Origin of the sequence: Nocardia iowensis, assembly GCF_019222765.1 — a bacterium.
Lineage (GTDB): Bacteria > Actinomycetota > Actinomycetes > Mycobacteriales > Mycobacteriaceae > Nocardia > Nocardia iowensis.
Map to the genome: position 1 here is coordinate 8,580,030 of NZ_CP078145.1, position 19,335 is coordinate 8,599,364.

At 67.0% G+C, this 19,335-nt stretch carries 20 protein-coding genes and 1 tRNA gene; 7 read left to right on the top strand and 14 right to left on the bottom strand.

What is annotated here, in order from left to right:
* The first annotated feature begins 495 nt into the window (after positions 1-495).
* Positions 496-566 (top strand) — tRNA-Gly (locus KV110_RS39595).
* A gap of 294 nt (positions 567-860) precedes the next feature.
* Positions 861-2,144, top strand: coding sequence for an alpha/beta hydrolase (locus KV110_RS39600; protein WP_218472205.1), 1,284 nt, complete (start codon positions 861-863; stop codon positions 2,142-2,144).
* Positions 2,145-2,165: 21 nt separating this feature from the next.
* On the opposite strand, the gene KV110_RS39605 is transcribed toward KV110_RS39600, so the two are convergent.
* The 6 genes from KV110_RS39605 to KV110_RS39630 form a co-directional block, all read right to left on the bottom strand.
* Positions 2,166-3,293, bottom strand: coding sequence for a methyltransferase (locus KV110_RS39605; RefSeq protein ID WP_218472206.1), 1,128 nt, complete (start codon positions 3,291-3,293; stop codon positions 2,166-2,168).
* 223 nt (positions 3,294-3,516) lie between these two features.
* A complete protein-coding gene (locus KV110_RS39610) occupies positions 3,517-4,041 on the bottom strand; it encodes a flavin reductase family protein (RefSeq protein WP_218472207.1) in 525 nt (174 codons plus the stop codon).
* Entirely contained in the window at positions 4,034-4,543 is a 510-nt protein-coding gene (locus KV110_RS39615) for an NADPH-dependent FMN reductase (RefSeq protein ID WP_393538208.1), read from the bottom strand. Before KV110_RS39615 ends, KV110_RS39610 begins: the two co-directional genes overlap by 8 nt.
* Positions 4,544-4,593: 50 nt before the next feature.
* Positions 4,594-5,853, bottom strand: a complete 1,260-nt coding sequence (locus KV110_RS39620) for an SfnB family sulfur acquisition oxidoreductase (protein ID WP_218472209.1) — start codon at positions 5,851-5,853, stop codon at positions 4,594-4,596.
* Positions 5,853-6,968, bottom strand: a complete 1,116-nt coding sequence (sfnG, locus tag KV110_RS39625; protein WP_218472210.1) for a dimethylsulfone monooxygenase SfnG — start codon at positions 6,966-6,968, stop codon at positions 5,853-5,855. Before sfnG ends, KV110_RS39620 begins: the two co-directional genes overlap by 1 nt.
* Positions 6,969-7,099: 131 nt before the next feature.
* Complete coding sequence (locus KV110_RS39630) at positions 7,100-8,485, bottom strand: styrene monooxygenase/indole monooxygenase family protein (RefSeq protein ID WP_218472211.1); 1,386 nt, start codon at positions 8,483-8,485, stop codon at positions 7,100-7,102.
* Between the two features lie 98 nt (positions 8,486-8,583).
* On the opposite strand from KV110_RS39630, the gene KV110_RS39635 reads away from it, so the two are divergent.
* Complete coding sequence (locus KV110_RS39635; RefSeq protein ID WP_218472212.1) at positions 8,584-9,075, top strand: GAF domain-containing protein; 492 nt, start codon at positions 8,584-8,586, stop codon at positions 9,073-9,075.
* Positions 9,076-9,127: 52 nt separating this feature from the next.
* Here KV110_RS39635 and KV110_RS39640 read toward each other — a convergent pair whose 3' ends face one another.
* Together KV110_RS39640 and KV110_RS39645 are read right to left on the bottom strand one after the other, a co-directional pair.
* Positions 9,128-10,564, bottom strand: a complete 1,437-nt coding sequence (locus KV110_RS39640; protein ID WP_218472213.1) for an LLM class flavin-dependent oxidoreductase — start codon at positions 10,562-10,564, stop codon at positions 9,128-9,130.
* Positions 10,561-11,781, bottom strand: a complete 1,221-nt coding sequence (locus KV110_RS39645; RefSeq protein ID WP_218472214.1) for an acyl-CoA dehydrogenase family protein — start codon at positions 11,779-11,781, stop codon at positions 10,561-10,563. Before KV110_RS39645 ends, KV110_RS39640 begins: the two co-directional genes overlap by 4 nt.
* 149 nt (positions 11,782-11,930) lie before the next feature.
* Between KV110_RS39645 and KV110_RS39650 the strand changes: the two genes are divergently transcribed.
* Positions 11,931-12,233, top strand: coding sequence for a DUF1905 domain-containing protein (locus KV110_RS39650; RefSeq protein WP_218472215.1), 303 nt, complete (start codon positions 11,931-11,933; stop codon positions 12,231-12,233).
* A 101-nt stretch (positions 12,234-12,334) separates the two neighbouring features.
* Here the strand turns inward: KV110_RS39650 and KV110_RS39655 are convergent, their stop codons facing one another.
* From KV110_RS39655 to KV110_RS39665, 3 genes are read right to left on the bottom strand one after another with little or no spacing between them, the layout of a single operon-like run.
* On the bottom strand, positions 12,335-12,664 hold the full coding sequence (locus KV110_RS39655) for a hypothetical protein (RefSeq protein ID WP_218472216.1): 330 nt from the start codon (positions 12,662-12,664) through the stop codon (positions 12,335-12,337).
* Positions 12,665-12,706: 42 nt separating this feature from the next.
* Positions 12,707-13,003, bottom strand: coding sequence for a hypothetical protein (locus tag KV110_RS39660; protein WP_218472217.1), 297 nt, complete (start codon positions 13,001-13,003; stop codon positions 12,707-12,709).
* Positions 12,990-13,214 carry a hypothetical protein gene (locus tag KV110_RS39665; protein WP_218472218.1) on the bottom strand — a complete coding sequence of 75 codons (225 nt, stop codon included), beginning with the start codon at positions 13,212-13,214 and terminating at the stop codon, positions 12,990-12,992. Before KV110_RS39665 ends, KV110_RS39660 begins: the two co-directional genes overlap by 14 nt.
* 136 nt (positions 13,215-13,350) lie before the next feature.
* Here KV110_RS39665 and KV110_RS39670 point away from each other — a divergent pair, with 136 nt between their 5' ends.
* The gene (locus KV110_RS39670; protein WP_218472219.1) at positions 13,351-14,142 is read left to right on the top strand and encodes an alpha/beta fold hydrolase; all 792 of its coding nucleotides are present in this window, start codon (positions 13,351-13,353) and stop codon (positions 14,140-14,142) included.
* 30 nt (positions 14,143-14,172) lie between these two features.
* On the opposite strand, the gene KV110_RS39675 is transcribed toward KV110_RS39670, so the two are convergent.
* Genes KV110_RS39675 through KV110_RS39685 form a run of 3 tightly spaced genes read right to left on the bottom strand, consistent with a single transcriptional unit; the run spans position 14,173 to position 17,134 of the window.
* Entirely contained in the window at positions 14,173-14,790 is a 618-nt protein-coding gene (locus tag KV110_RS39675) for a TetR/AcrR family transcriptional regulator (protein WP_218472220.1), read from the bottom strand.
* A 50-nt stretch (positions 14,791-14,840) separates the two neighbouring features.
* Complete coding sequence (locus tag KV110_RS39680) at positions 14,841-15,605, bottom strand: crotonase/enoyl-CoA hydratase family protein (protein WP_218472221.1); 765 nt, start codon at positions 15,603-15,605, stop codon at positions 14,841-14,843.
* Entirely contained in the window at positions 15,602-17,134 is a 1,533-nt protein-coding gene (locus KV110_RS39685) for a thiolase C-terminal domain-containing protein (RefSeq protein ID WP_218472222.1), read from the bottom strand. Before KV110_RS39685 ends, KV110_RS39680 begins: the two co-directional genes overlap by 4 nt.
* Positions 17,135-17,268: 134 nt before the next feature.
* Between KV110_RS39685 and KV110_RS39690 the strand changes: the two genes are divergently transcribed.
* Both KV110_RS39690 and KV110_RS39695 read left to right on the top strand, forming a co-directional pair.
* Positions 17,269-18,018 (top strand): crotonase/enoyl-CoA hydratase family protein, encoded by a 750-nt coding sequence (locus tag KV110_RS39690; protein ID WP_393538206.1) that lies wholly within the window; start codon positions 17,269-17,271, stop codon positions 18,016-18,018.
* Between the two features lie 177 nt (positions 18,019-18,195).
* Complete coding sequence (locus KV110_RS39695; RefSeq protein WP_218472224.1) at positions 18,196-19,302, top strand: glycoside hydrolase family 183 protein; 1,107 nt, start codon at positions 18,196-18,198, stop codon at positions 19,300-19,302.
* Positions 19,303-19,335 lie beyond the last annotated feature (33 nt).

Here is a 19,335-nt window from a genome sequence, read left to right on the forward strand (position 1 = left end):
CAACCGGTTGGGCCGGCAACACAGCGAAATTCCGGGGAAGCACACGAGCACGCATGTGCCCGGTGTTCGCTCCTGAGACCTGACCCGGCCCAACGTAGCCAGGCTCGGAGAGATCTAGCTGATGTGCGGCACCTGCTGTCGTTACTCACGAGCGAACTCAATAAGGCGCGGCAACGAGGCCTCGAGCCCCTCATTCGACGGTCCTTCGACTACCTCCGTAGCCGGGTTGCACTCGACCTTCTCGGAGCTGGGGGACGTACGCATATTGAGACTTGGGTACAGCCGGTGGTAGTTCTGAGCGCCGTTAGGGCACGCTTATCGGCGGTCAGGCGCTGGGGCGGGGTGGAGGTCTCTAGGCCGCTGCCCCAACCTCAGCTGAAAATCCGGAGTAAATCCGGAGTTGAGCCTCCATCAGGCTGGTTCCGGACCGATCGAGATCAGAGTTGACCGACGCAGTGGCTGGTCTGATAGGCTCGCGGACGCGCTGATGCGCAGGCCGATGTAGTTCAATGGTAGAACTTCTGCTTCCCAAGCAGACAGCGCGGGTTCGATTCCCGTCATCGGCTCTGTACCGGAGACCCTGGCCAAATTACTGGTCAGGGTCTTTTTCATGGACTCCATCGGGTAGCGCGCAGTACTGCGGGGGGAGCCGGGGTGGCTCAACAGGGGGATGTGGGGGCTGGGTCGCGGGACCGACGATCTGGGGCATGTACTTTCGTCGCACTGTGTTAGCCGTGGCCCTTGTTGGTGGGCTGGGTGCTGGGGCGTTGACCGCCTGCACGTCCGCCACGAGCCCGGCGCCCTCGTTGAATTGGCAGCCTTGTCCGGAGAATGTGGAGTTCGACTGTGGCGCAGTCACTGTGCCGGTGGACTGGGCCGATCCGGGTGGGGAGAAGATCGAGGTCGCGGTGGTGCGGGATCGGGCCGACGAACCGTCGAAGAAGGTCGGCACGTTGGTGTCGCTGCCCGGCGGGCCCGGTACCTCGGGGGTGGACGAAATCATCAAGGGTGGAAAGTTTTCCGCGGAGCTGCGCGGGCGGTTCGATATCGTCAGCCTCGATCCGCGGGGGGTGAAGCGCAGTCATCCGGTGCGGTGTGATGCGGGACTGGCGGCGTCTCGGCCGAACGTGGTGCCGGACCTGGGTGGGCGCATCGATGAAGTTCAGTCGTATGCAAGGGATCTCGCGGCGAGCTGTCGGCAGTACACCGGGTCGCTGATGGATCATCTCGACGCGGTGAGTGTCGCGCGCGACATCGAAGCGTTGCGGTCGGCGCTGGGTGTGGACCAGATCAGTATCTACGGCCGGTCCTACGGGACGATGCCCGCACAGGCATACGTCGAGCTGTTCCCGAAACAGTTGCGGGCCATGCTGTTGGACAGCGTGGACGACCACAGCTTGGACGGCCCTGCGTTCATGGCCAGCGAAGCGCGGGCGGGCAGGGACGCTTTCGATGAGTTCGCTTCCTGGTGTGCGCGGGAGGCGCAGTGCGTGCTGCACGGTTCGGACGTCGATCAAATCCTCGATGAGGTGTACGCCAAGGCCGCACGCGGTGAGCTCCGAGACCTCACCGACGTGACCAAACCGTTGGGTGCTGCCGACCTGAGCACGCAGGTGGTCAAACGACTCTTCCGTCCCGAATGGTCGCTGCTGGCAACGGAGCTGCGGTCATTGGCCGACCAACCCGCAAGCAGTCCGCTGACACCGAAATTCCCACAGCGGCAAGGTGTTCCAGCTCCGCTACCGGAAGTCGCCTTTTGCTCCGACTGGCGTTTCGACATCGCCGATCAGGACCAATGGATCCAACTGTGGCGCGAGCAGAATGCCAACGCCGGAACCCTACGCTCCCACTTCGCCTGGGGCGCAGGCGCTTTGTGCTCCAGCTGGCCGATCGCACCGCCGAATCCGCCGCACCTCCCGCGGATCGCGGACGCCCCACCGATTCTCATCCTCAATTCCCTGCACGACCCATCCACACCGTACGAGTGGGCACTAGGCGTCGAAAAGAACACCCCCGGAGCCACCCTGCTGACCTACGAAGGCTGGGGCCACGGCATCTACGACCGCTCCCCCTGCACCACCACAGCCGCCGACCAATACCTCATCCACCTCACCCTCCCCCAACCCCGCTGCCCCGCAGCCTGACCCACGTCGGCGCGTTCGCCGCTACGCGTCGGCGGCGAGACGCCAGAGGGAGGTGACTTCCGCGGCGCGAGCGGCGTGCAGCGGGTCGGTGGTGTCCTGGGCACGGGGGTGACGCGGCGTCGTGTCGGTTTTGTCGATGACGCGCAGGCCCGCTTGTTCGATCATGGCGAGCAGGTCGGACCGGGTGCGTAGACCGAGGTGTTCGGCGAGGTCGGAGAGGATGAGCCAGCCTTCGCCGCCGGGGATGAGATGGGCGGTCAGGCCGGAGAGGAACCCCCGCAGCATGCCGCTGTCCTGGTCGTACACGCCGTGTTCGATCGCGGAGGTCGGACGGGCCGGTAGCCACGGCGGGTTGCACACGACCAGGTCGGCGCGACCCGCAGGGAAGAGCGCGGGTCCGACGATGTCGACGGATCGGGTGAGATCCAGCCGGTCGATGTTCTCGCGGGCGCAGACCAGGGCGCGTGGACTGTCATCGGTCGCGACGATGTGGTCGATGCCGCGGCGGGCCAGCACCGCCGCGAGCACGCCGGTGCCGGTACCCAGGTCGAAGGCGGTGTGCACGCCGCTGCCGGTCGTCGGCAGCGGAGTGCGCGCGACCAGATCGATGTATTCGCCGCGGATCGGTGAGAACACGCCGTAGTGCGGGTAGATGTGGGCGTCGATGGCGGGTATCGCTACCCCTTTTTCCCGCCACTGCGCCGCGCCGAGCACGCCGAGCAATTCGGTGAGGGCGATGAGCTTGGGCTCGTGTGCCGGGCCGTACACGTCGTCGCAGGCCTTGCGAACATCGGGAGCGCGGCGCAGCGCCAGTGTGTGATCGGCCTCGAGCTGCACGAGCAGCTTGCCGAGCACCCGCGCCCGATGGTTGCGTGCCCTGCGCTGCAGCCGGAACGACTCGGCCGGGCTATTGCCTGGGCCAGGGGCTTTCCGGTCGACTCGGCGGGTCATCGCCTTGAGTAGCTGCCTGGCATTGTGATAGTCACCACGCCACAGCAGTCCGGTGCCCTCACAGGCCAGGCGGTAGGCGGTCTCGGCGGTCATCCGATCGTCGGCCACCACGATCCGGCTCGGCACGGGTGTCGCGCTTTCGGAATGCCACGGGGCGGATCGGACGGTATCGGCTTCGGTCCAGGTCATCGTGGACATCGGCTACTCCTCGTTGTCGAAAATGCAGGGGCACGGAGTGCACCGCGACGAGGAATTACTGAGGTTGGGTGTTCCTACGGCGTCGAAGTGCGCGAGGAAACGTCACCGAGAACCATGCCCAATGCCATGACCGACCCTTCCGAATAGATGCGATTCCAGTTTCCCACACGTCGCGCGGACCGCTACGACCAGGGCAAAGTGCGCGTCGACCGAGGCGGTGGAGTCACCCGGCGAGATCGCTGCGCTCCCTGGTGTCCGCGTGCAATCGACGGAATTTGCTGCCGTGGAAGACAAGTGGGTCCACATCGGTGCGGGTGGCGATGCGGTGGATCCGCAGGATGACGACCGCGTGGTCGCCCGCAGGGACGTGCGCCTCCGGGACCCCTTCGATCCAGGCGGACGCGCCATCGATGAACAGCGCCTCGCCGGTACCGCGGTGCAGTTCGGTGCCGCGGAACCGGTCACCGTTGCGGCCACCGAGCGTGCGGGCGGCGTCCTGCTGATCGGTGCCGAGCAGGCTCAGGCCGAGATGACCAGCGGCGGCGAGCTTGGGCCAGGTCGAAGAGGAGTTCTGCACACAGAACGACACCAGCGGCGGGTCGAGCGAGACCGGGACGAACGTGCTGACGGCGAGACCGTGTGGGGCACCGTTGATTTCGGCGCACACCGCGACCACGCCGCTCGGGAAATTGGCGAAGGCGCGCCGTAATCCGCCGCCGTCCGCCGGAAATTCGAAGAGCTCATGCATGATTCGTCACCTTCGTGGTCGCGGCCAGTGCCTGCGCGACGGGCCGCCATCGGTCGCTGTAGCGGTCGATCGCGCCGTCCTCGTGGAAAGTCCGGTCCGACAGGTACAGGCCGGGCAACGCCGCGGTGGCGCCCAGTTCGACGAGCACCGGCTTGAGCAGCAGATCCGGCGCCAGCGCGTGGGTGGGGCCCGCGCCGAGCATCACCGGAACACCGAGGACACCCGCCAACCCGGTGCCGCCGTCGAACTGTTCGAGGAACAGTTTCAACAGGCCCGTGTAGGTGGCCTTGAACGTCGGACTGGCGAAAACAACCAGCTCCGAATCGGATACGGTGCGGACGGCGGCCGCCACGTTCGGGTCGCCCCAGCCGAGCAGGGCGGCACCGAAGTCGACCAGGTCGATCACCGTGGGCGCTACCTCGGGTCTCAACCCCTTCGCGACCAGCGTGGCCGCCGCCAGGGTGCGGGAGGCGGGCTTCGGATTGCCTACGACGACCGTCACTGTCACTTTTGTATCCTTTTCATCCACCTGCTGTTTCGACCGTAGACCGGTCAGATCACGCCGTGCAATGGCGGCGCGGTGCCGTGCAGCAGCGCACGGCCGATGTGCTGGTACTTCCATCGGATCGGATCGTGCAATGTGTGCGTGCGGGCGTTGCGCCAGAAGTGGTGCAGATTCAGATCCGCTGCCGCACTGCGCGTTCCGCTCACCTCGAACAACGCGCTGGACACATCGTTGGCCGCACGGTCGGCGAGCACCTTGGCCGCGGCTACCGCGAGCGATGCGCGAGCGGCGAGTTCGGCGGCATCGCCCCGTTCGATATTCGTGGCCTTGTCGACGGCTTCGCCCGCCGCACCGAGGGTCGCCTCGGCGGCGGTCACCGCGACGGAAAGCTCACCGAAACGCTGGATCAGCAGCGGGTCATCGATCGCTCGCTGGACACCGGATTCGAACCACGGACGGCTCGTCGTGCGCACGAATTCCGTTGCCGCCGAGAGCGCGCCACGGGCGATGCCCGCATCGATAGCCACGTGCAGGAGTTGGGCGAACGCGCCGTAGCCGGTCGGCGCGTGCACGGCTGCGGAACGACGGATCAGCTGATCACGCTCGACCACCACGTCCTCCAGCGAGACGGTGCCACTGCCGGTGGTGCGCTGGCCGACGCCGTTCCAGTCATCGATGATCCGCACGCCGGGTGTATCGGCGGGCAGGTAAACGATGTACTCCCCCGGCTCCAGCCCGCTGCGCCCCGCCACATCGTCGAGTTTGGTGAGCACGGCGAGCAGATTCGCGAACAACGAACCGGTGCAATAGAACTTGCGCCCATCGACGCGGAATCGGTCCCCGACCGGGCGCAGGGTGGTGGCGATGTCAGCGACGGTGGCTCCACCACGCTCGGACTGGGCGTTGGCAATCCGCCCACCGTCGAGCACCTGGCCGAAGTAGCGCTCGCGCTGCTCCGCCGAACCGGCCAGGCGCACCAGATTCAGGTACACGAAGTGACTGTGCGGGATCTGCGCGATATTCGGATCGGCGGCCGCGAGCAGGCGCACCACCTCCGCCACGGCGCTGGGTGGCAGGTCCGCGCCGCCGTGTTCAGCGGGCACGGTGATGGCGAGCAACCCGCTGGCCGCGAGCCGCTCCACCTCCTGGTGCGGCAGGATCCGGCCGCGGTCCCGCGCGGCGGCCCCCGACGCGAAGTCCGCCGCGAGGTATTCGGCGACCGAAAAAGCCTGTGCCGCTGAAGCTATTCGATCGGCCGCGACCTCGGTGGTGCGAGTGACAGATCCGGTGGCGGCCGAGATGGTCATCAGCTCACCGCCGCGACCGGCCGCCGGGCGGCCTCCAGTTCCCGTACCAGCGGAAGCACTTTCGCGCCAAAGTACTCGATCTCCTCTTGAAAGTGCAGAAAGCCGCCCAGGATCAGGTCCACGCCGAGCTCCCGGTAGGCGACGATGCGCTCGGCGATCTGCTCCGGCGTGCCGATCAGCTCGGTGCGGAACCCGTCGTTGTATTGCACGAGGTCCTCGTAGGTGGAGTCCGCCCACATCCCCTTGCGGTCCTTGGTGGACGCGCCCGCCTGCTGCACCGCCTCCCGGAACCCTTCCACCGCGGGCTTGTTCGCCTTCTCGACGATCTCGCGCAAGGTGTCCCGCGCTTCTTTCTCGGTGTCCCTGGCGATGATGAAGCCGTTCAGACCGAACTTCACCTCCCGGTCGTTGGCTCGAGCGACGGCGCGCAGATCATCCAGCTGTTCGGTGACGCCGTCGAAATCCTTGCCATTGGAGAAGTACCAGTCGGCGTAGCGGCCGCCGTTGCGGCGGGCCGCGGTCGAGTTACCGCCTTGGAACAGTTCGGGATTCGGGCGCTCGGCGGTGTTGAGCGGCTTCGGCTTCAGCGTGAAATCGCGGATCCGGTAGAAGTCGCCGCCGTAGTTCACCTTGTCCTCGGTCCAGATCTTGCGGATCACCTCGAGGAATTCGGCGCTGCGCCGGTACCTTTCGTCGTGCTCCAGCCACGGCTCGCCTAGCGCGGTGAATTCACCGGCAAACCAACCGGATACGACATTGATGGCAAACCGCCCGTTCGACAGGTGGTCGGCGGTCGCGCCGAACTTCGCGAGCACCGCCGGATGCCATAGGCCGGGATGGATGGCCGCGATCACCTTCAGCCGTTCGGTCGCGCCGAGCAGCGCGAGGCTGAACGAGGTCGACTCGTGCTGGAACTCGGCGCCGTACGAGGCGGTGTAGCGCACCTGCGACAACGCGTACTCGAAGCCGTTGTTCTCGGCGGTCTGCGCCAGCTTCTTGTTGTACGCGAAGTCCCAGCTGGTGCGCTGTTCGATATCGCTGGTGACCAACCCCCCGCTGACATTGGGCACCCAGTAGGCGAATTTGATCTCTTCGGCAATCTGCTCCGTGGTCATAGCTGCTCCATGGTGTCGGGGGTAGCCGTCGATCTCCTCCCACTCCAGCACCGCGATCCGACCGGCACGAGGGTTTGAATCTGTGCGATCGGATCGCTGTGCTGAAGTGTTCGGATCTCAGGTCGGTGTTGTCAGGCGGTGGCGAGGGCGTCGGCGAAGGTGGACCTGGCGAACTTTCCGGCCGGTGCGAAGCGGCCGAGCAGCGCCGCCGCGTCTTCGCCGGTGACGCGGGTGATGAAGGCGTTGGCCGCGTCGAGCGAATCGACTTCGAGGAACGGTTGCGGGTGGTGCAGCAGGCCGACGAGGGCAGCGGCGAACTTCGGATCGACGCTCGCGGCCGCGAAGAGCTGGTTGCCGATCTCGGCCAGCTCCGGATCGCCGAGGAACAGCCGGGTGACCTTGTTGGCCGCATCGCCGCGGACCGCGAGGAATCCCGCGTACTGCGCGTCGAGCCACGCCTCGTCGAACGGACCGTCATGCACCGCCGCCGCCGCGACGAGCCGCTGGGCTTGGATGAGCCCGCTCTGCGCGCCCTGACCCGCGATCGGGTCGTACGCGGCCGAGGTGTCGCCGAGCGAGGCCACCACGTGCCCGCTCGCCGTGTGACCGATACCGGACCGGACCACCGGCCGGACCGCCCCCTTGAGCCAGGAATGCGGATCGTCGGCGATCACCTGGGTGGCGAGCACCTCCGGCAGATCCCAATCGATGAAGTCGCGGTACAAGTCCTGCACGATCCGGTGTGTGGAATCGGCGGAATCCGCTGCGGCGAAACGGGTTTCCCATTCGCTGCCCGGCCGGGCCCAGCCGAGGAACGCCCAGCTCGGTCCGGCGTCCTTGTGCAAGTACGGGCCCCACCATGCCTCACCCTGCTCGGCCAGGATGGAGAAGCCGCTGTGCGCCCCGCCCGCCGGGCTGCGGTGCGCGAAAACGTCCTTGCCGTGGCCGATTCCGGTCACCGTGACGGTGAGCAGCGAACGCTGCGGCGCCGCGTAGGGCGTGCGCGCCGGGTCGATCGGAAACAGGTCGGACAGACCGCCGCGGCCGGTGGCGACCAGCGTGAGGGCGTTGGCGGCGGCGATCGTGTCGAGGGTTTCGGGGGTCACCTGCTCGACGACGAAGCGGCCGCCGCGTTCCTTAAAGGCGGTCAGTCGTTCGTCGGCCTTCAGGCGGGTGTCGACGGCGACGCCGACGTAGCCGTCGAAATGGCCATCGAATTGGATCAATTCGGCACCTTCCGGCCCGGCGATGCGGACACTGAGTCCGGTGTGCCGCGGTGCCCGGCCGGTGTAGGTGTCCAGCCCAAGCGCGGACTCGGCTTGCTGGGTGATCCCGAATTCGAGCGCGGTGCCGGTAGCGGGGACGTCATCGCGCAGACTGCGCTGGTCGCGGTCGCTGTAGAGGGTGACGTCGAAACCGGCGTCGAGCAAACCTAGCGCCGCAGTGACGCCGGTTTGGCCGGCACCGATTACCGCGGCCGAACGGGTGGAACGGGGGACGGAATTCTGCGTTGTCATGTTCGGATCATCCTGGGTGTGACCAGGCCCTCGTGAGTGTTGCGATCAGCGAGAATCGATCAGCGGCCAGATGTTTTCGCAGGCGTACCATTCGGCCTATGTCGTTCACCATTGCCGACCTGACCGGAGACCGCACCGAGCAGTACCACCAGCTCGCCGCGCAGGCAGCAGCGCTGGTGGCAGGCGAGGTCGACCGCGTCGCCAACGCCGCCAATCTCTCGGCGCTGGTTTTCCATGCGCTGCCCGAACTGAATTGGGTCGGGTTCTATTTCTATGACGGTCGAGAACTCGTGGTCGGCCCATTTCAGGGCAAACCCGCGTGCGTCCGTATCCCCATCGGAAAAGGCGTCTGCGGGACGGCGGCACAGACCAGGGAAACACAACTGGTGCCCGATGTGCATGCCTTTCCCGGCCACATCGCCTGTGATGCCGAGACGCGTTCGGAAGTCGTTATTCCGTTGGTGCACAATGGCGCGCTGGTCGGAGTGTTCGACCTCGACAGCCCGAAGCCGGGCCGATTCGATGAAATCGACCAGCGCGGGCTGGAATCCATCGCGCGGGCATTCCTCGATTCGCTACCGTCCGCTTAGTCCGGGTCGTTCCGGCGGACACCAGGGCGCTCGCCGGAACGGCACCGGACGGCTACGGGCTCGGTGTAGCGATCGCCGCCCCGGGGCGGGAAACCTCATCGGGTAGCACGGTAGAGCCGGAAGCGCCCACGCGGTAGCGGGCACCGCGATGCTCGTCCGGCAGCCGGTCGCCCGTTCCGAACAGGGCATTGCGCAGCGTGCCCGGCACGTACTCGGTGGCGTAGGCACCGCGTTCGGTCAGTACCGGAACTACGTGGCGGACAACGTCTTCGAAGGACCCGGGTGTGATGGCGTAGGCCAGGTTGAAGCCGTCGAGGTCAGTGTCCGCGACCCACTCCTGGAGCAGATCCGCGACGGTCGCGCCGGAGCCAACGAACACCGGACCCATGCCGCCGATGCCCGCCCATCGACCGATATCCCGCACCGTCCACTCGCGGCCGTCGTCGTCGAACTCCTGGAAAGCGGCGACGGCGGACTGGATGGCGTTGCTCTGCACCTGTCCGATCGGGTCGTCCAGGTCGTAGCTCGACAGATCGATACCCATCCAACCGGACATGAAAACGAGACCGCCCTCGATGCTGGCGTAGGACAGGTACTCCTCGTGCTTGCGCTGTGCCGCATCGTCGGAGGCGCCGGTGATGATGGTGGCCAGTGCGTAGATCCGAGCGGAGTACGGATCGCGGCCCGCCTCCCGCAGCGCGCCGCGGATCCGGGAAACCGTTTGTGCGAGAATCCGTTTCGACGGCCCGGCGATGAAGATGGCTTCGGCGTTCTCGGCGGCGAACCGCACGCCGCGGGTCGAGGCGCCCGCCTGATAGATGACCGGCGTGCGCTGGGGTGACGGCTCCGAGAGGTGGATGCCGGGCACCGTGAAGTGTTTGCCCTGATGGCCGATGTGGTGCACCTTCGCCGGGTCGACGTAGATGCCCTGGGCGGCGTCGCGAACCACCGCGTCGTCCTCCCATGACCCTTCCCACAGCTTGTACAGGACCTCGAGGTATTCGTCGGCCTGGTTGTAGCGCTCATCGTGGTCCAGCTGGTCGTCCGCACCGAAATTCCGTGCTGCCGAGGGCAAGTAACCCGTCACCACATTCCAGCCGATGCGGCCATTGGTCAGGTGGTCGAGCGTGGAGAGCCGGCGCGCGAACGGAAAGGGATGCTCGAATCCGGTGCCGGTGGTGATACCGAACCCTAGGTGCTCGGTGACCGCGGCCATGGCCGATACGAGCAGCAGCGGATCGGCCACCGGGATCTGGGCGCCCTGGCGCAGTGCCGCGATATCGCTGCCACCGTAGACGTCGTAGGTGCCGAGCACGTCGGCGATGAAGATGCCGTCGAAACGCCCCTGCTCCAACAGCTTTGCCAGCTCGGTCCAGTAACTCAGTTCCTTGTACCGGTGCGACTGATCGTCCGGATGCCGCCACAGTCCCGGTGATTGGTGGGCGACGCAGTTCATGTCGAAGGCGTTGAACCGAATTCGGCGGGTCATTGGGCCGCTCCTGCCGCTGGCTTGCGTTCGCCCGCGCTCCAGGCGAACGGCAGGTCGGCGCCGTTGAGCAGGTGATCGCCGATCGCCCGCGCCTTCTGGATGGCGGGATTGTGTACCGAGATGGTGCGGGCGTTGCGCCAGTGCCGATCCAGCCGCTGGCGCTCCGAGACGACCGAGGCGCCACCGACTTCGAAGAGCAGCGTGGTGGCGGGCAGCACCAGGTCGATCACCGCGATCTGCGCTTGCGCGGCGGCGAGTTCGGCTGCCACCAAAGACTTTTCGTCCTTCGCGCCGCTCGCGAGCACCTCGTCGAGGATGTCGGCGACCGCGAGCACGCTCGACTTGGCGGCGAACGCGGCGGCGGACAGCCGACCGATCACCTGTTGTACCAGCGGATCCTCGCGCGGCAGATCGGCGGCGGAGTGTGAGTAACTGCGCGTGCGTCCCGCCACCCACTCCCTGGCGTCTCGCTCCGCGCGCTGCGCGATGCCCGCGAGCACCGACAGCTGGACAAGTTGGAGATAGGAGGTCGCGTAGGTCGGGCCGGGAGCGCCATAGCCGGGGCCGAGGATGCGCTCCTCGGCCACCACGACATCGGTGAATTCCGTGGTGCCACTGGCCGTGAGCCGCTGTCCGAAGCCGTCCCAGTCATCGTGCTGACGCACGCCCGCGGCGCTGGCGTCGACGAGCACCCCCACCCGCTCGCCATCCCGGTCCGCAGCGACCAGGATGTAGTCCGCGTACAGGGAACCGGTGCTGTAGTACTTCACGCCGTTGAGCAGCCAACGGTCGCCGTCCTTGGTCAGCCGGGTGCGGTAGCGGTCCACCGCGCCGACGCCCGGTTCGGTGATGGCATTGCCGACCAGCGTGCTCGTCGCCGTCCGCAACCACTGCTCACGGCTGGGCCCCGGCTCGGCGAGCAGCTGGTCCTCGACGAACGAGAAATGCACGCGCAACGCCTGCGGCAGGTTCGATTCGGCCGCCGCCAACTCGATGAGCTGCCGGAACAGCTGGCGCACGGTGACGCCGTACCCGCCGAACTCGACCGGCACCCGCAATGCGCCGAATTTCGCCGCACGCAGCCGGCCCACTTCGTCGAACGGCAGTCGGCGGTCGACCTCCCGCTCCACCGCGCCCTGCGCGATACGCTCGAAGATCGGTCCGAAGACCGCATCCAGTTCGGAATCGGTGGCGGATTCGGTCTCGATGGATGTCATCGCCCCACGATGGCGCACCCCGCGGATCAGCTCACGGGTTGCGCGCACCGCGATCGTAATGCGGCACAGCTCCCAAGCGCGCATGCTGTCCGTCAGCACCACGATGCTGGTCCGCGGTGGTTGTCGGTGGGTCTGGTTACAGTCGCGAGGTGGCTGGATCGGAGTACTCGTTCACGGCGGAGGTGTGGGAACACTCCGGCGAGATGTCCTGGCATTTCATCTCACTACCCGAAGACATCGCCGATGAGATCGAGGAGAAGTACGCCCACCGCGCCGGTGGGTTCGGTTCGGTCCGCGTGCACGTCACCATCGGCATCAGCCGCTGGTCGACCTCCCTGTTCCCCGACAAGTCCCGTGCCACCTACCTACTTCCGCTGAAGAAGGCGATCCGCACCGCCGAAGAACTCACCGCGGGCTCCCGACCGCGGATCGAGCTGGTCGTCGCCGTCTGACCCGGCGCGACGGCGGGCCGCACACCCACTGTCGCAGGTGCACACCACCTATAGCGGGTGTGCACGCCGAACAAAGGGTGTGCGCGTCAACTATGGATGGGTCAGCGGGTCATGCATTCGGTGGCTATGCGGGAGCTCGCCGTGCGTGCCTTCTGCGCGTCGTCGGCGTTCATGCCGAGGGTCTGCTGGTCGGGCGCCGTGGTGTCGTACTTGTCGCTCATCATGACGCGCAAGCCTTCCTGCGAGATGCCCTGTTCTACAAAGAGTTTGGCGGCACAGTCGGCAAGTTGCTTGCTCTTGATGCCTTTGTCCTGGAGGGACTTGGCGAGGTCCGCCTGCGTCACCGTCGGCGCTGCCGCCGCATTGTCGTTGCCGCATGCCGCGAGCACCGGCAGCGCGATGAGCGCTGCGGCGATCAGGGAGATCCGCACCTGAATCCTCTATCTGTCGAATAAACGCTGTCGTCGTAGTTTTCACAAATCCATCGCGGCGCGCAACGCCGTGTCGAGGCGTTCCAGAGCCTCTGATTCCATGTCGTCGAGCCGTTCGGCGAGCCAGCCGCGGAAGATGCGACCGATATTTCCGGCGTGCACCCAGCCGTACCGCTCCACCGGCACCGCGAGGATGTCCCGCGGATCGTCCTCGACCACCTCGGCGGCGATCAGCCACGGCCTCGGCGACTCGTTGATGCCGTCACTGCTGATGAGCACGACGGTGCGCCGACGCGGCGAACCATGCGGGTTGTAGATCCACAGTTCACCCCGCCGCACGCATCGCCTCCTCGGCGGCGGCCAGCTCGGCCGCGTCCGCGGCGGCTTCGGACGTCACGTCCGGCGCCGGACCGCACCCGGTGCGCACGGCCTCGCGCCGCGCGGCCTTCGATATCCACGCCGATGGCGACATGCCCGCGCGGGCCGCGGCCTGCTCGGCGAAAGACCAGGCAGCCTCGTCCAGCGAAAGGGTCACCTTACGCGTTGCCATACCAATTACCTTACCGCTTCCCCGGGCACTCGGGCCAGGCTCGATTGCCGCGTGACCGGCGGTGACCATCAACTGAGGGCGACCGACTGCTGTTAGGGTGAGCGCACTGGCCGAGCGAACAGTTGGGATGGCTGGCATGACGACGTTGAATCACCATCGGGTCGGTGCGGGCGAACCGCTGGTGCTGGTGCACGGCATCGGCAGTCGGTGGCAGGTGTGGGAGCCGATCATCGACACCCTCGCCCGATCCTACGATGTGATCGCCGTGGATCTCCCCGGCTTCGGCGCCTCGGCACCGCTCGCGACAACGACCGTCGACCTGCTCACCGATGCGCTCGCCGAATTCCTTGCGGCACAAGGAATCGAGCGGCCGCACCTGGCAGGCAATTCGATGGGCGGGCTGATCACGCTGAACCTCGGCGCCCGCGGACTCGCCCGCTCCGTTACCGCCTTTTCGCCGATCGCGTTCTGGGACAAGCCTGGTCGCATCTGGTGCCAGCAGTCACTCGGCAAGTCCCGGCTGCTCGCGATCCGACTGAACCCCGCATTGCCGACCGTCCTCGGCACCGCCGCGGGCCGGACGGCGTTCCTGAGGCTGGTCTTCGGCAAACCGTGGGCCGTCGATGCCCAGGTGGCCATGGATACCGCGAACGGCGCGGCCGACGCACCGGGATTCGAGCAAGCCATGGCCTCGTTCGCCGACGCGAAGCCGCCCGAAAACGGGGGCCTGGCAAGCATTCCCGTCACTGTCGCCTGGGGTAGTCGCGACATCCTGCTGACGTACCGAACGCAGAGTCGACGGGCCCGCGCGGTCTTGCCGAACGCGAACCATGTCACCCTGCACGGCAGCGGCCACACACCGTTCTACGACGATCCCGCCGGGTGCGCGAAGGTGGTGCTGGACACCATCGGCGCCCACGGTAAGTAGCGGTCGCCGCTCGAGTCCGCGGTAGCCCGATCAAGGCCCCGATGACGAGGTCGGCTGCGAGCGCGGCGCGGTCAACGTGTCCGGGTGAGCTGTCCCCAAGAGGATGCGCACCGCATTCCGCCAGCGGTGCTCGATGATTCGGTTCCGGCCCACCTCGCCGGTCAACAACACACGCATGGCAAGCCCGGTCATGATCTCGATGGTGAACTCGGTGATCGTCGGCACCCGAGGGTCGTCCGGGAACTCCGCGCGGAAGACATCGCGAATGCTGTTGTGCATCAGTTCGAACAGCCGATGCTCCAGCGGCAGGAACGCGGCGAGCAGTTCCGGATCGGTGCGCGCGCCCACCCATATCTCCAGCGCGGCCAGGAACGACGGCCCACTGAGCATCCGCATGGTCAGCTCGACCGCGGTCTCCAGCCGATCCGCTGACGCCGGGATGTCCTCGAATTCCCTTGTCAGTTGGTCGAATCGGCGGGCGGCGAGATGCTCGACCGCACCGGCGAGCAGATCCGCCTTGGTCGGAAAATGATGCTGTAGCGTGCCGCGCGGCACCCCGGCTCGCTTCTGCACCGCGAGCGTGGTGGTGCCCGCGTAGCCGACCTCGACCAGGCTTTCCAATGCCGCGTCCAGGAGTCGCGTGCGCATGCGCGTCCGGCGCTGCGCCTGCGTCTCCCGGACGCGATCCGGCACGGAGGTCAGCGGCCCTGCCACTGGGGTTCACGCTTCTGCGCGAAGGCGAGCGCGCCCTCGGTGGCGTCCTTGGAAAACAGTGCGGGCAAGGCGATTTCACCCTGCTTGGCGAATGCCTCGGCCACCGTCCAGTCGGGCGACTCATCGATGATCCGCTTGCTGGCGGCGACCGCGAGCGGTGCGGCGGCGGCGATTTCGGCGGCGAGCTCGAGGGCGACCGCCAATGCGGCGCCCGGCTCGGCGATCCGATTGACCAGGCCCAACTGATAGAGCCGTTCGGCGCCGACCCGCCCACCGGTCAGCGCGAGCTCGGCGGCCATGCTGCGCGGCAGCCGCTGGGTCAGGCGCAGCACTCCACCGCCCGCGGCAACCAAGCCGCGCTTGACTTCCGGGATACCGAACTGGGCATTACTGGCGGCGACGATGAGGTCACCGGACAGCGCCAACTCGAAACCACCGGCCAGCGCGAAACCCTCGACCGCCGAAATCATCGGCTTCACCGGAGGTTTCGCGGCAATCCCCAGCGGCCCGCGCCGCTGCGTCATCGGCATCTCACCCTTCGATGCGGCGACGAGATCCATGCCCGCACTGAAGGTTCCGCCCGCGCCGGTGAGCACCAGCACCCGGGCGGCGTCGTCGGCTTCGAATTCGTCGACGGCGGTCTCGATGGCCTGTGCGGTGGCCAGGTTGATGGCGTTGCGGGCCTCCGGGCGATTGACGGTCAGCACGGTGATCGCGTCGCGCCGTTCAACCAGTATCAGGTCATTCATCGGGCGGTCCTCTCGGTGAGCAAGGTGAGCTTGTCGGCGGCGGTGATATCGGCTGCGGCGCCGAGCGGGTCGCCGCCGTCGAACGCCGCGACGGTCTCGGCGTCGGACGCCCGGATCAGTATGCGGGCACCGCTCGGGGTGAGGGCGCTCACCACGACGGCCTCGGGTTCGTCGGCGTGGTCTGGCGCGGGGCCCTTGCGATAGGCGACGGTGTACGCCTCGACGGTGGCCGGGCCGGTGTAGCCCGGGGCCGCCGCCCGCCGTGCCGCGGGCACCTCCGCCTCGATCGAATGGAACAGTCGCGCAGGAGGTTTCGCCGAGTACACACCGACGCCGTGTTTGGTGATGTACCAGCCGAGCGCGGTGGCGAGGCCGTAGGCATCCGGATCCTCGCGCAACAGGCCGACCAGTGTCGCGATCGAATGGGTGCTGTAGTTGTTGCCGGGGCCGCCGCCGAAGGTGAGCCCGCCGGTGACCGAAAGCGGTCGCGCGGGATCATCGATGGGCAGGCCGAGCGCCTCGGCCGCGACCTGTACCGCGACCGGGAAGCAGGAATACAGGTCGATGTGCGCGACGTCGTCGATGCCGATACCGGCCGCACCGAGTGCGGCCCGCCCGGCCGCCGCGATGGCGGGCGAGGCGGCCATGTCCGCGCGTTCGGAGACGAACCACTCATCGGTGGCGGTGGCTCCGCCGTGTGGGAATACCCACCGGTCCCGAGGCACCCCGGCCGCGGCCGCGGCGGCCGCACTGCACACGATCAATCCGGCGCCCAGATCCACCGACAGATTCGCGATGAGCAGCTTCGGATACGGCGTAGACACCATCCGATTCGCACGCGTCGGGGTCACCAGGTCGGCGGCCGACTGCGCCGTGGGCTGCCACGCATAGGGATTGGCCGCCGCCACGGCGGACAGCCGCGACCACAGCTCACCGGTTCGGGTGCGGTGCTCGTCCTCGCTCAGCCCTAGCCTGCCGCGCAGCGCGGTTTCCATCAACGCGTAGAAGTACACCGGTCCCCACAGCCCGGCCGCGGTTTCCATCTCGGAGTTGGGCGCGCGGTCCGACCCGATGAGTTCGCTCGGCCGCACCTCGTCGGACTGCTCCGGCCAATCCAGCGCGGCACCCGCTCGGGTCGAGGCGTTCCACGAGGCCACCGCTTCGGCCCCGGTGATGAGCGCAACCTCGGACTTTCCATCGGCAATGGCCTGGGCGACCGTGTTGAGCAGGCGCTGCGGTGCGTCGCCGCCGAAGCGCACCGACTGGATCGTCCGCTTCGGCGACGCACCGAGTTCGGCGGCGACCAGCGCACCGAGGTCCGCGTACGGCCTGCTGACCGGCGCCGCGGCCGCGATCAGGTCCGCGGCTCGGACCAGCCGATCACCGGTGCCGCTGTCGGCGCCCGCGCGGCGCAGGGCTTCGGCGGCGAGTTCGACCGGTCCCGGCAATCCCGGCTCGCCGTTCCGATGCACGACCTGCCCGGCACCGACCAGAACCGGCGTTCGGGGATCCATTCCCGCTGGCAGCATTGTTCCTCCGCTCCATCGGTTACCGTCAGCATTGACGGTAACTTGCGTTCGATTAGAACAGAGTCCGGATGGCCGGGCAATGGGCCGCTGGACCCGAACTGACTCACGGGTAAGATCCGGGAATGGGCACCAACATCGCGCTGCGGTTCGACGGCGACCGCGCCTACGTCACGCTCGATCGACCGGACAAGCACAACGGCCTCACCATCGACATGCTCCGCGACCTGATCGACACCGCGCACACCATCGCGGGTCGCGACGACGTGCGCGCGGTGATCATGTCCGGCAACGGCCCGAGCTTCAGCAGCGGCCTCGACATCGCCAAGGCGACCGGCGACCCGCTGTCCATCGTGCGCAGCTTCGTCCCGCTGCCCTGGCGCGGCACCAACACCTTCCAGGAAGCCTGCTGGGCGTGGCGCAGGCTGCGGGTTCCGGTGATCGCCGCGGTGCACGGCCGCTGCTACGGGGGCGGACTACAACTCGCACTGGCCGCCGATTTCCGCTTCGCCACCCCGGATTCGGAATTCTCGGTGATGGAGGCCAAGCACGGCCTGGTTCCCGACATGACCGGCGCGGCCACCCTGTCCCGACTGGTCGGCGTCGACAAGGCGCTGCTGCTGACCATGACCGCGGACACCGTGGACGCCGCCTACGCCGAGCGGATCGGCCTGGTCACCGAGGTCACCGCGGACCCGGTCGCGGCGGCGGAGAAGCTTGCCGAGCGGATCGCGACCCGCTCCCCGCACGCCGTCGCCGGAGCCAAGCGGCTGTTCGACAAGGCGTGGCACGCCTCGACACGCCACACCTTCGCACTGGAGCGGGCGACTCAATTGCCGTTGATCATTCGGCTGGCCATGAAGCGGGGAAAGGCTTCGGAACAGTAGAGGTAGACGGCCTATTTTGGGACGTACGCCACATTAGCCTCTGGTTCGCTGCTAGCATTTCGCCAGATATGCCAGCCAGTCGATTGTGGTGCGTAGCACACCGCGAAAGGGTCTGTATATCGCGGGACGTCCGTGTTTCGCACCGCTCTCGGCGCGAATCCGGAGGGCTCACAGACCTTGACCAAGACCCCTTTGCTCTTGCTGTCAGCGTTGGCGGGTGCCTCGGCCTTGCTTCTCACGGCCACTACCCCGGCCACCGCGAATCCGAACACCATCAATCCGATTCCGGTACTCAACGGCTCCACCGGCCTGCCCAACCTGATGGGCCGCACCAAGGCGGTCTTCCAGATGACCGGCATGGCCAGCCCGAACAACACCCACACCTACAACGTGCTCGGCACCGACCTGGGCATCATGTGGGACAACGGGAACGGAGAGTTGCTGACCGCGTTCGGGGACACCGCGGGCGTCGGCTTCCCGAACCTGTTGGCGGGCAGCATGTGGTCGTGGCGCTCGAACATCCTGATGCGCAGCCACACCAAGGACCCGTCTGGCGGCATCTATTTCGACAGCGTGGTCCGGGACGTATTCGGTCAGGCGCGCGACCTCGTCCCGAGCCCCAAGATCCCGTTCCTGGAGATCAGCCGCATCCCCACCGCGGGCATCTCGGTCGGCGGTGTCCAATTCATGAGTCTCATGTCGGTGCGTAGCTGGGACGATGTCGGACAGTGGAGCACCAACTTCTCCGGCCTCGCCGCCTCCGGCGACAACGGGGAGACCTGGGGCGAGTTGCCCGCCACCCGCCGTCCGAACGAGGGCGGCAACAGCAACTTCCAGATGAGCGCATTCCTCAAAGACGATGGTTTCGTCTACCAGTACGGCACACCCTCCGGACGCAACCAAGCCGCTTATGTCGCACGCGTTCCCGAAACCGAAATCGCCGATCTCGGTGCTTACGAATATTGGGACGGCGAGGGGTGGCGCCGCGGCGACGTCAACGCGGCGGCACCGATCATGTGGGGTGTCGGTGAACTGTCGGTGATGTACAACGCCTATCTCGGCCAATACATCTCACTCACCACCGACCCGTTCAACTCGGTGGTGCTGCGCCGCGCACCCGCGCCGAGCGGGCCGTGGAGCGATCCCGAGGTGCTGATCGACACCAGGGAGCTGCCGAGCGCGTACGCACCGTCGATCTTCCCGTATCAGACCGGGTCTGATCTGTACTACCTCACAACCGTGCACAGCCAATACAACGTGCTGCTCATGCGCACTCATTTGTAGCCGCCCCAACAGGTTCCCGCGCGATCCGGCGCG

Coding starts and splice junctions, on each gene's coding strand:
- KV110_RS39620 (WP_218472209.1), bottom strand. CDS start 5,853: ATGACCATCTCGGCCGCCACCGGATCTGTCACTCGCACCACCGAGGTC.
- KV110_RS39635 (WP_218472212.1), top strand. CDS start 8,584: ATGTCGTTCACCATTGCCGACCTGACCGGAGACCGCACCGAGCAGTAC.
- KV110_RS39675 (WP_218472220.1), bottom strand. CDS start 14,790: ATGCGCACGCGACTCCTGGACGCGGCATTGGAAAGCCTGGTCGAGGTC.
- KV110_RS39610 (WP_218472207.1), bottom strand. CDS start 4,041: ATGCATGAGCTCTTCGAATTTCCGGCGGACGGCGGCGGATTACGGCGC.
- KV110_RS39630 (WP_218472211.1), bottom strand. CDS start 8,485: ATGACAACGCAGAATTCCGTCCCCCGTTCCACCCGTTCGGCCGCGGTA.
- KV110_RS39645 (WP_218472214.1), bottom strand. CDS start 11,781: ATGACATCCATCGAGACCGAATCCGCCACCGATTCCGAACTGGATGCG.
- KV110_RS39665 (WP_218472218.1), bottom strand. CDS start 13,214: ATGGCAACGCGTAAGGTGACCCTTTCGCTGGACGAGGCTGCCTGGTCT.
- KV110_RS39680 (WP_218472221.1), bottom strand. CDS start 15,605: ATGAATGACCTGATACTGGTTGAACGGCGCGACGCGATCACCGTGCTG.
- KV110_RS39685 (WP_218472222.1), bottom strand. CDS start 17,134: ATGCTGCCAGCGGGAATGGATCCCCGAACGCCGGTTCTGGTCGGTGCC.
- KV110_RS39670 (WP_218472219.1), top strand. CDS start 13,351: ATGACGACGTTGAATCACCATCGGGTCGGTGCGGGCGAACCGCTGGTG.
- KV110_RS39605 (WP_218472206.1), bottom strand. CDS start 3,293: ATGTCCACGATGACCTGGACCGAAGCCGATACCGTCCGATCCGCCCCG.
- KV110_RS39640 (WP_218472213.1), bottom strand. CDS start 10,564: ATGACCCGCCGAATTCGGTTCAACGCCTTCGACATGAACTGCGTCGCC.
- sfnG (WP_218472210.1), bottom strand. CDS start 6,968: ATGACCACGGAGCAGATTGCCGAAGAGATCAAATTCGCCTACTGGGTG.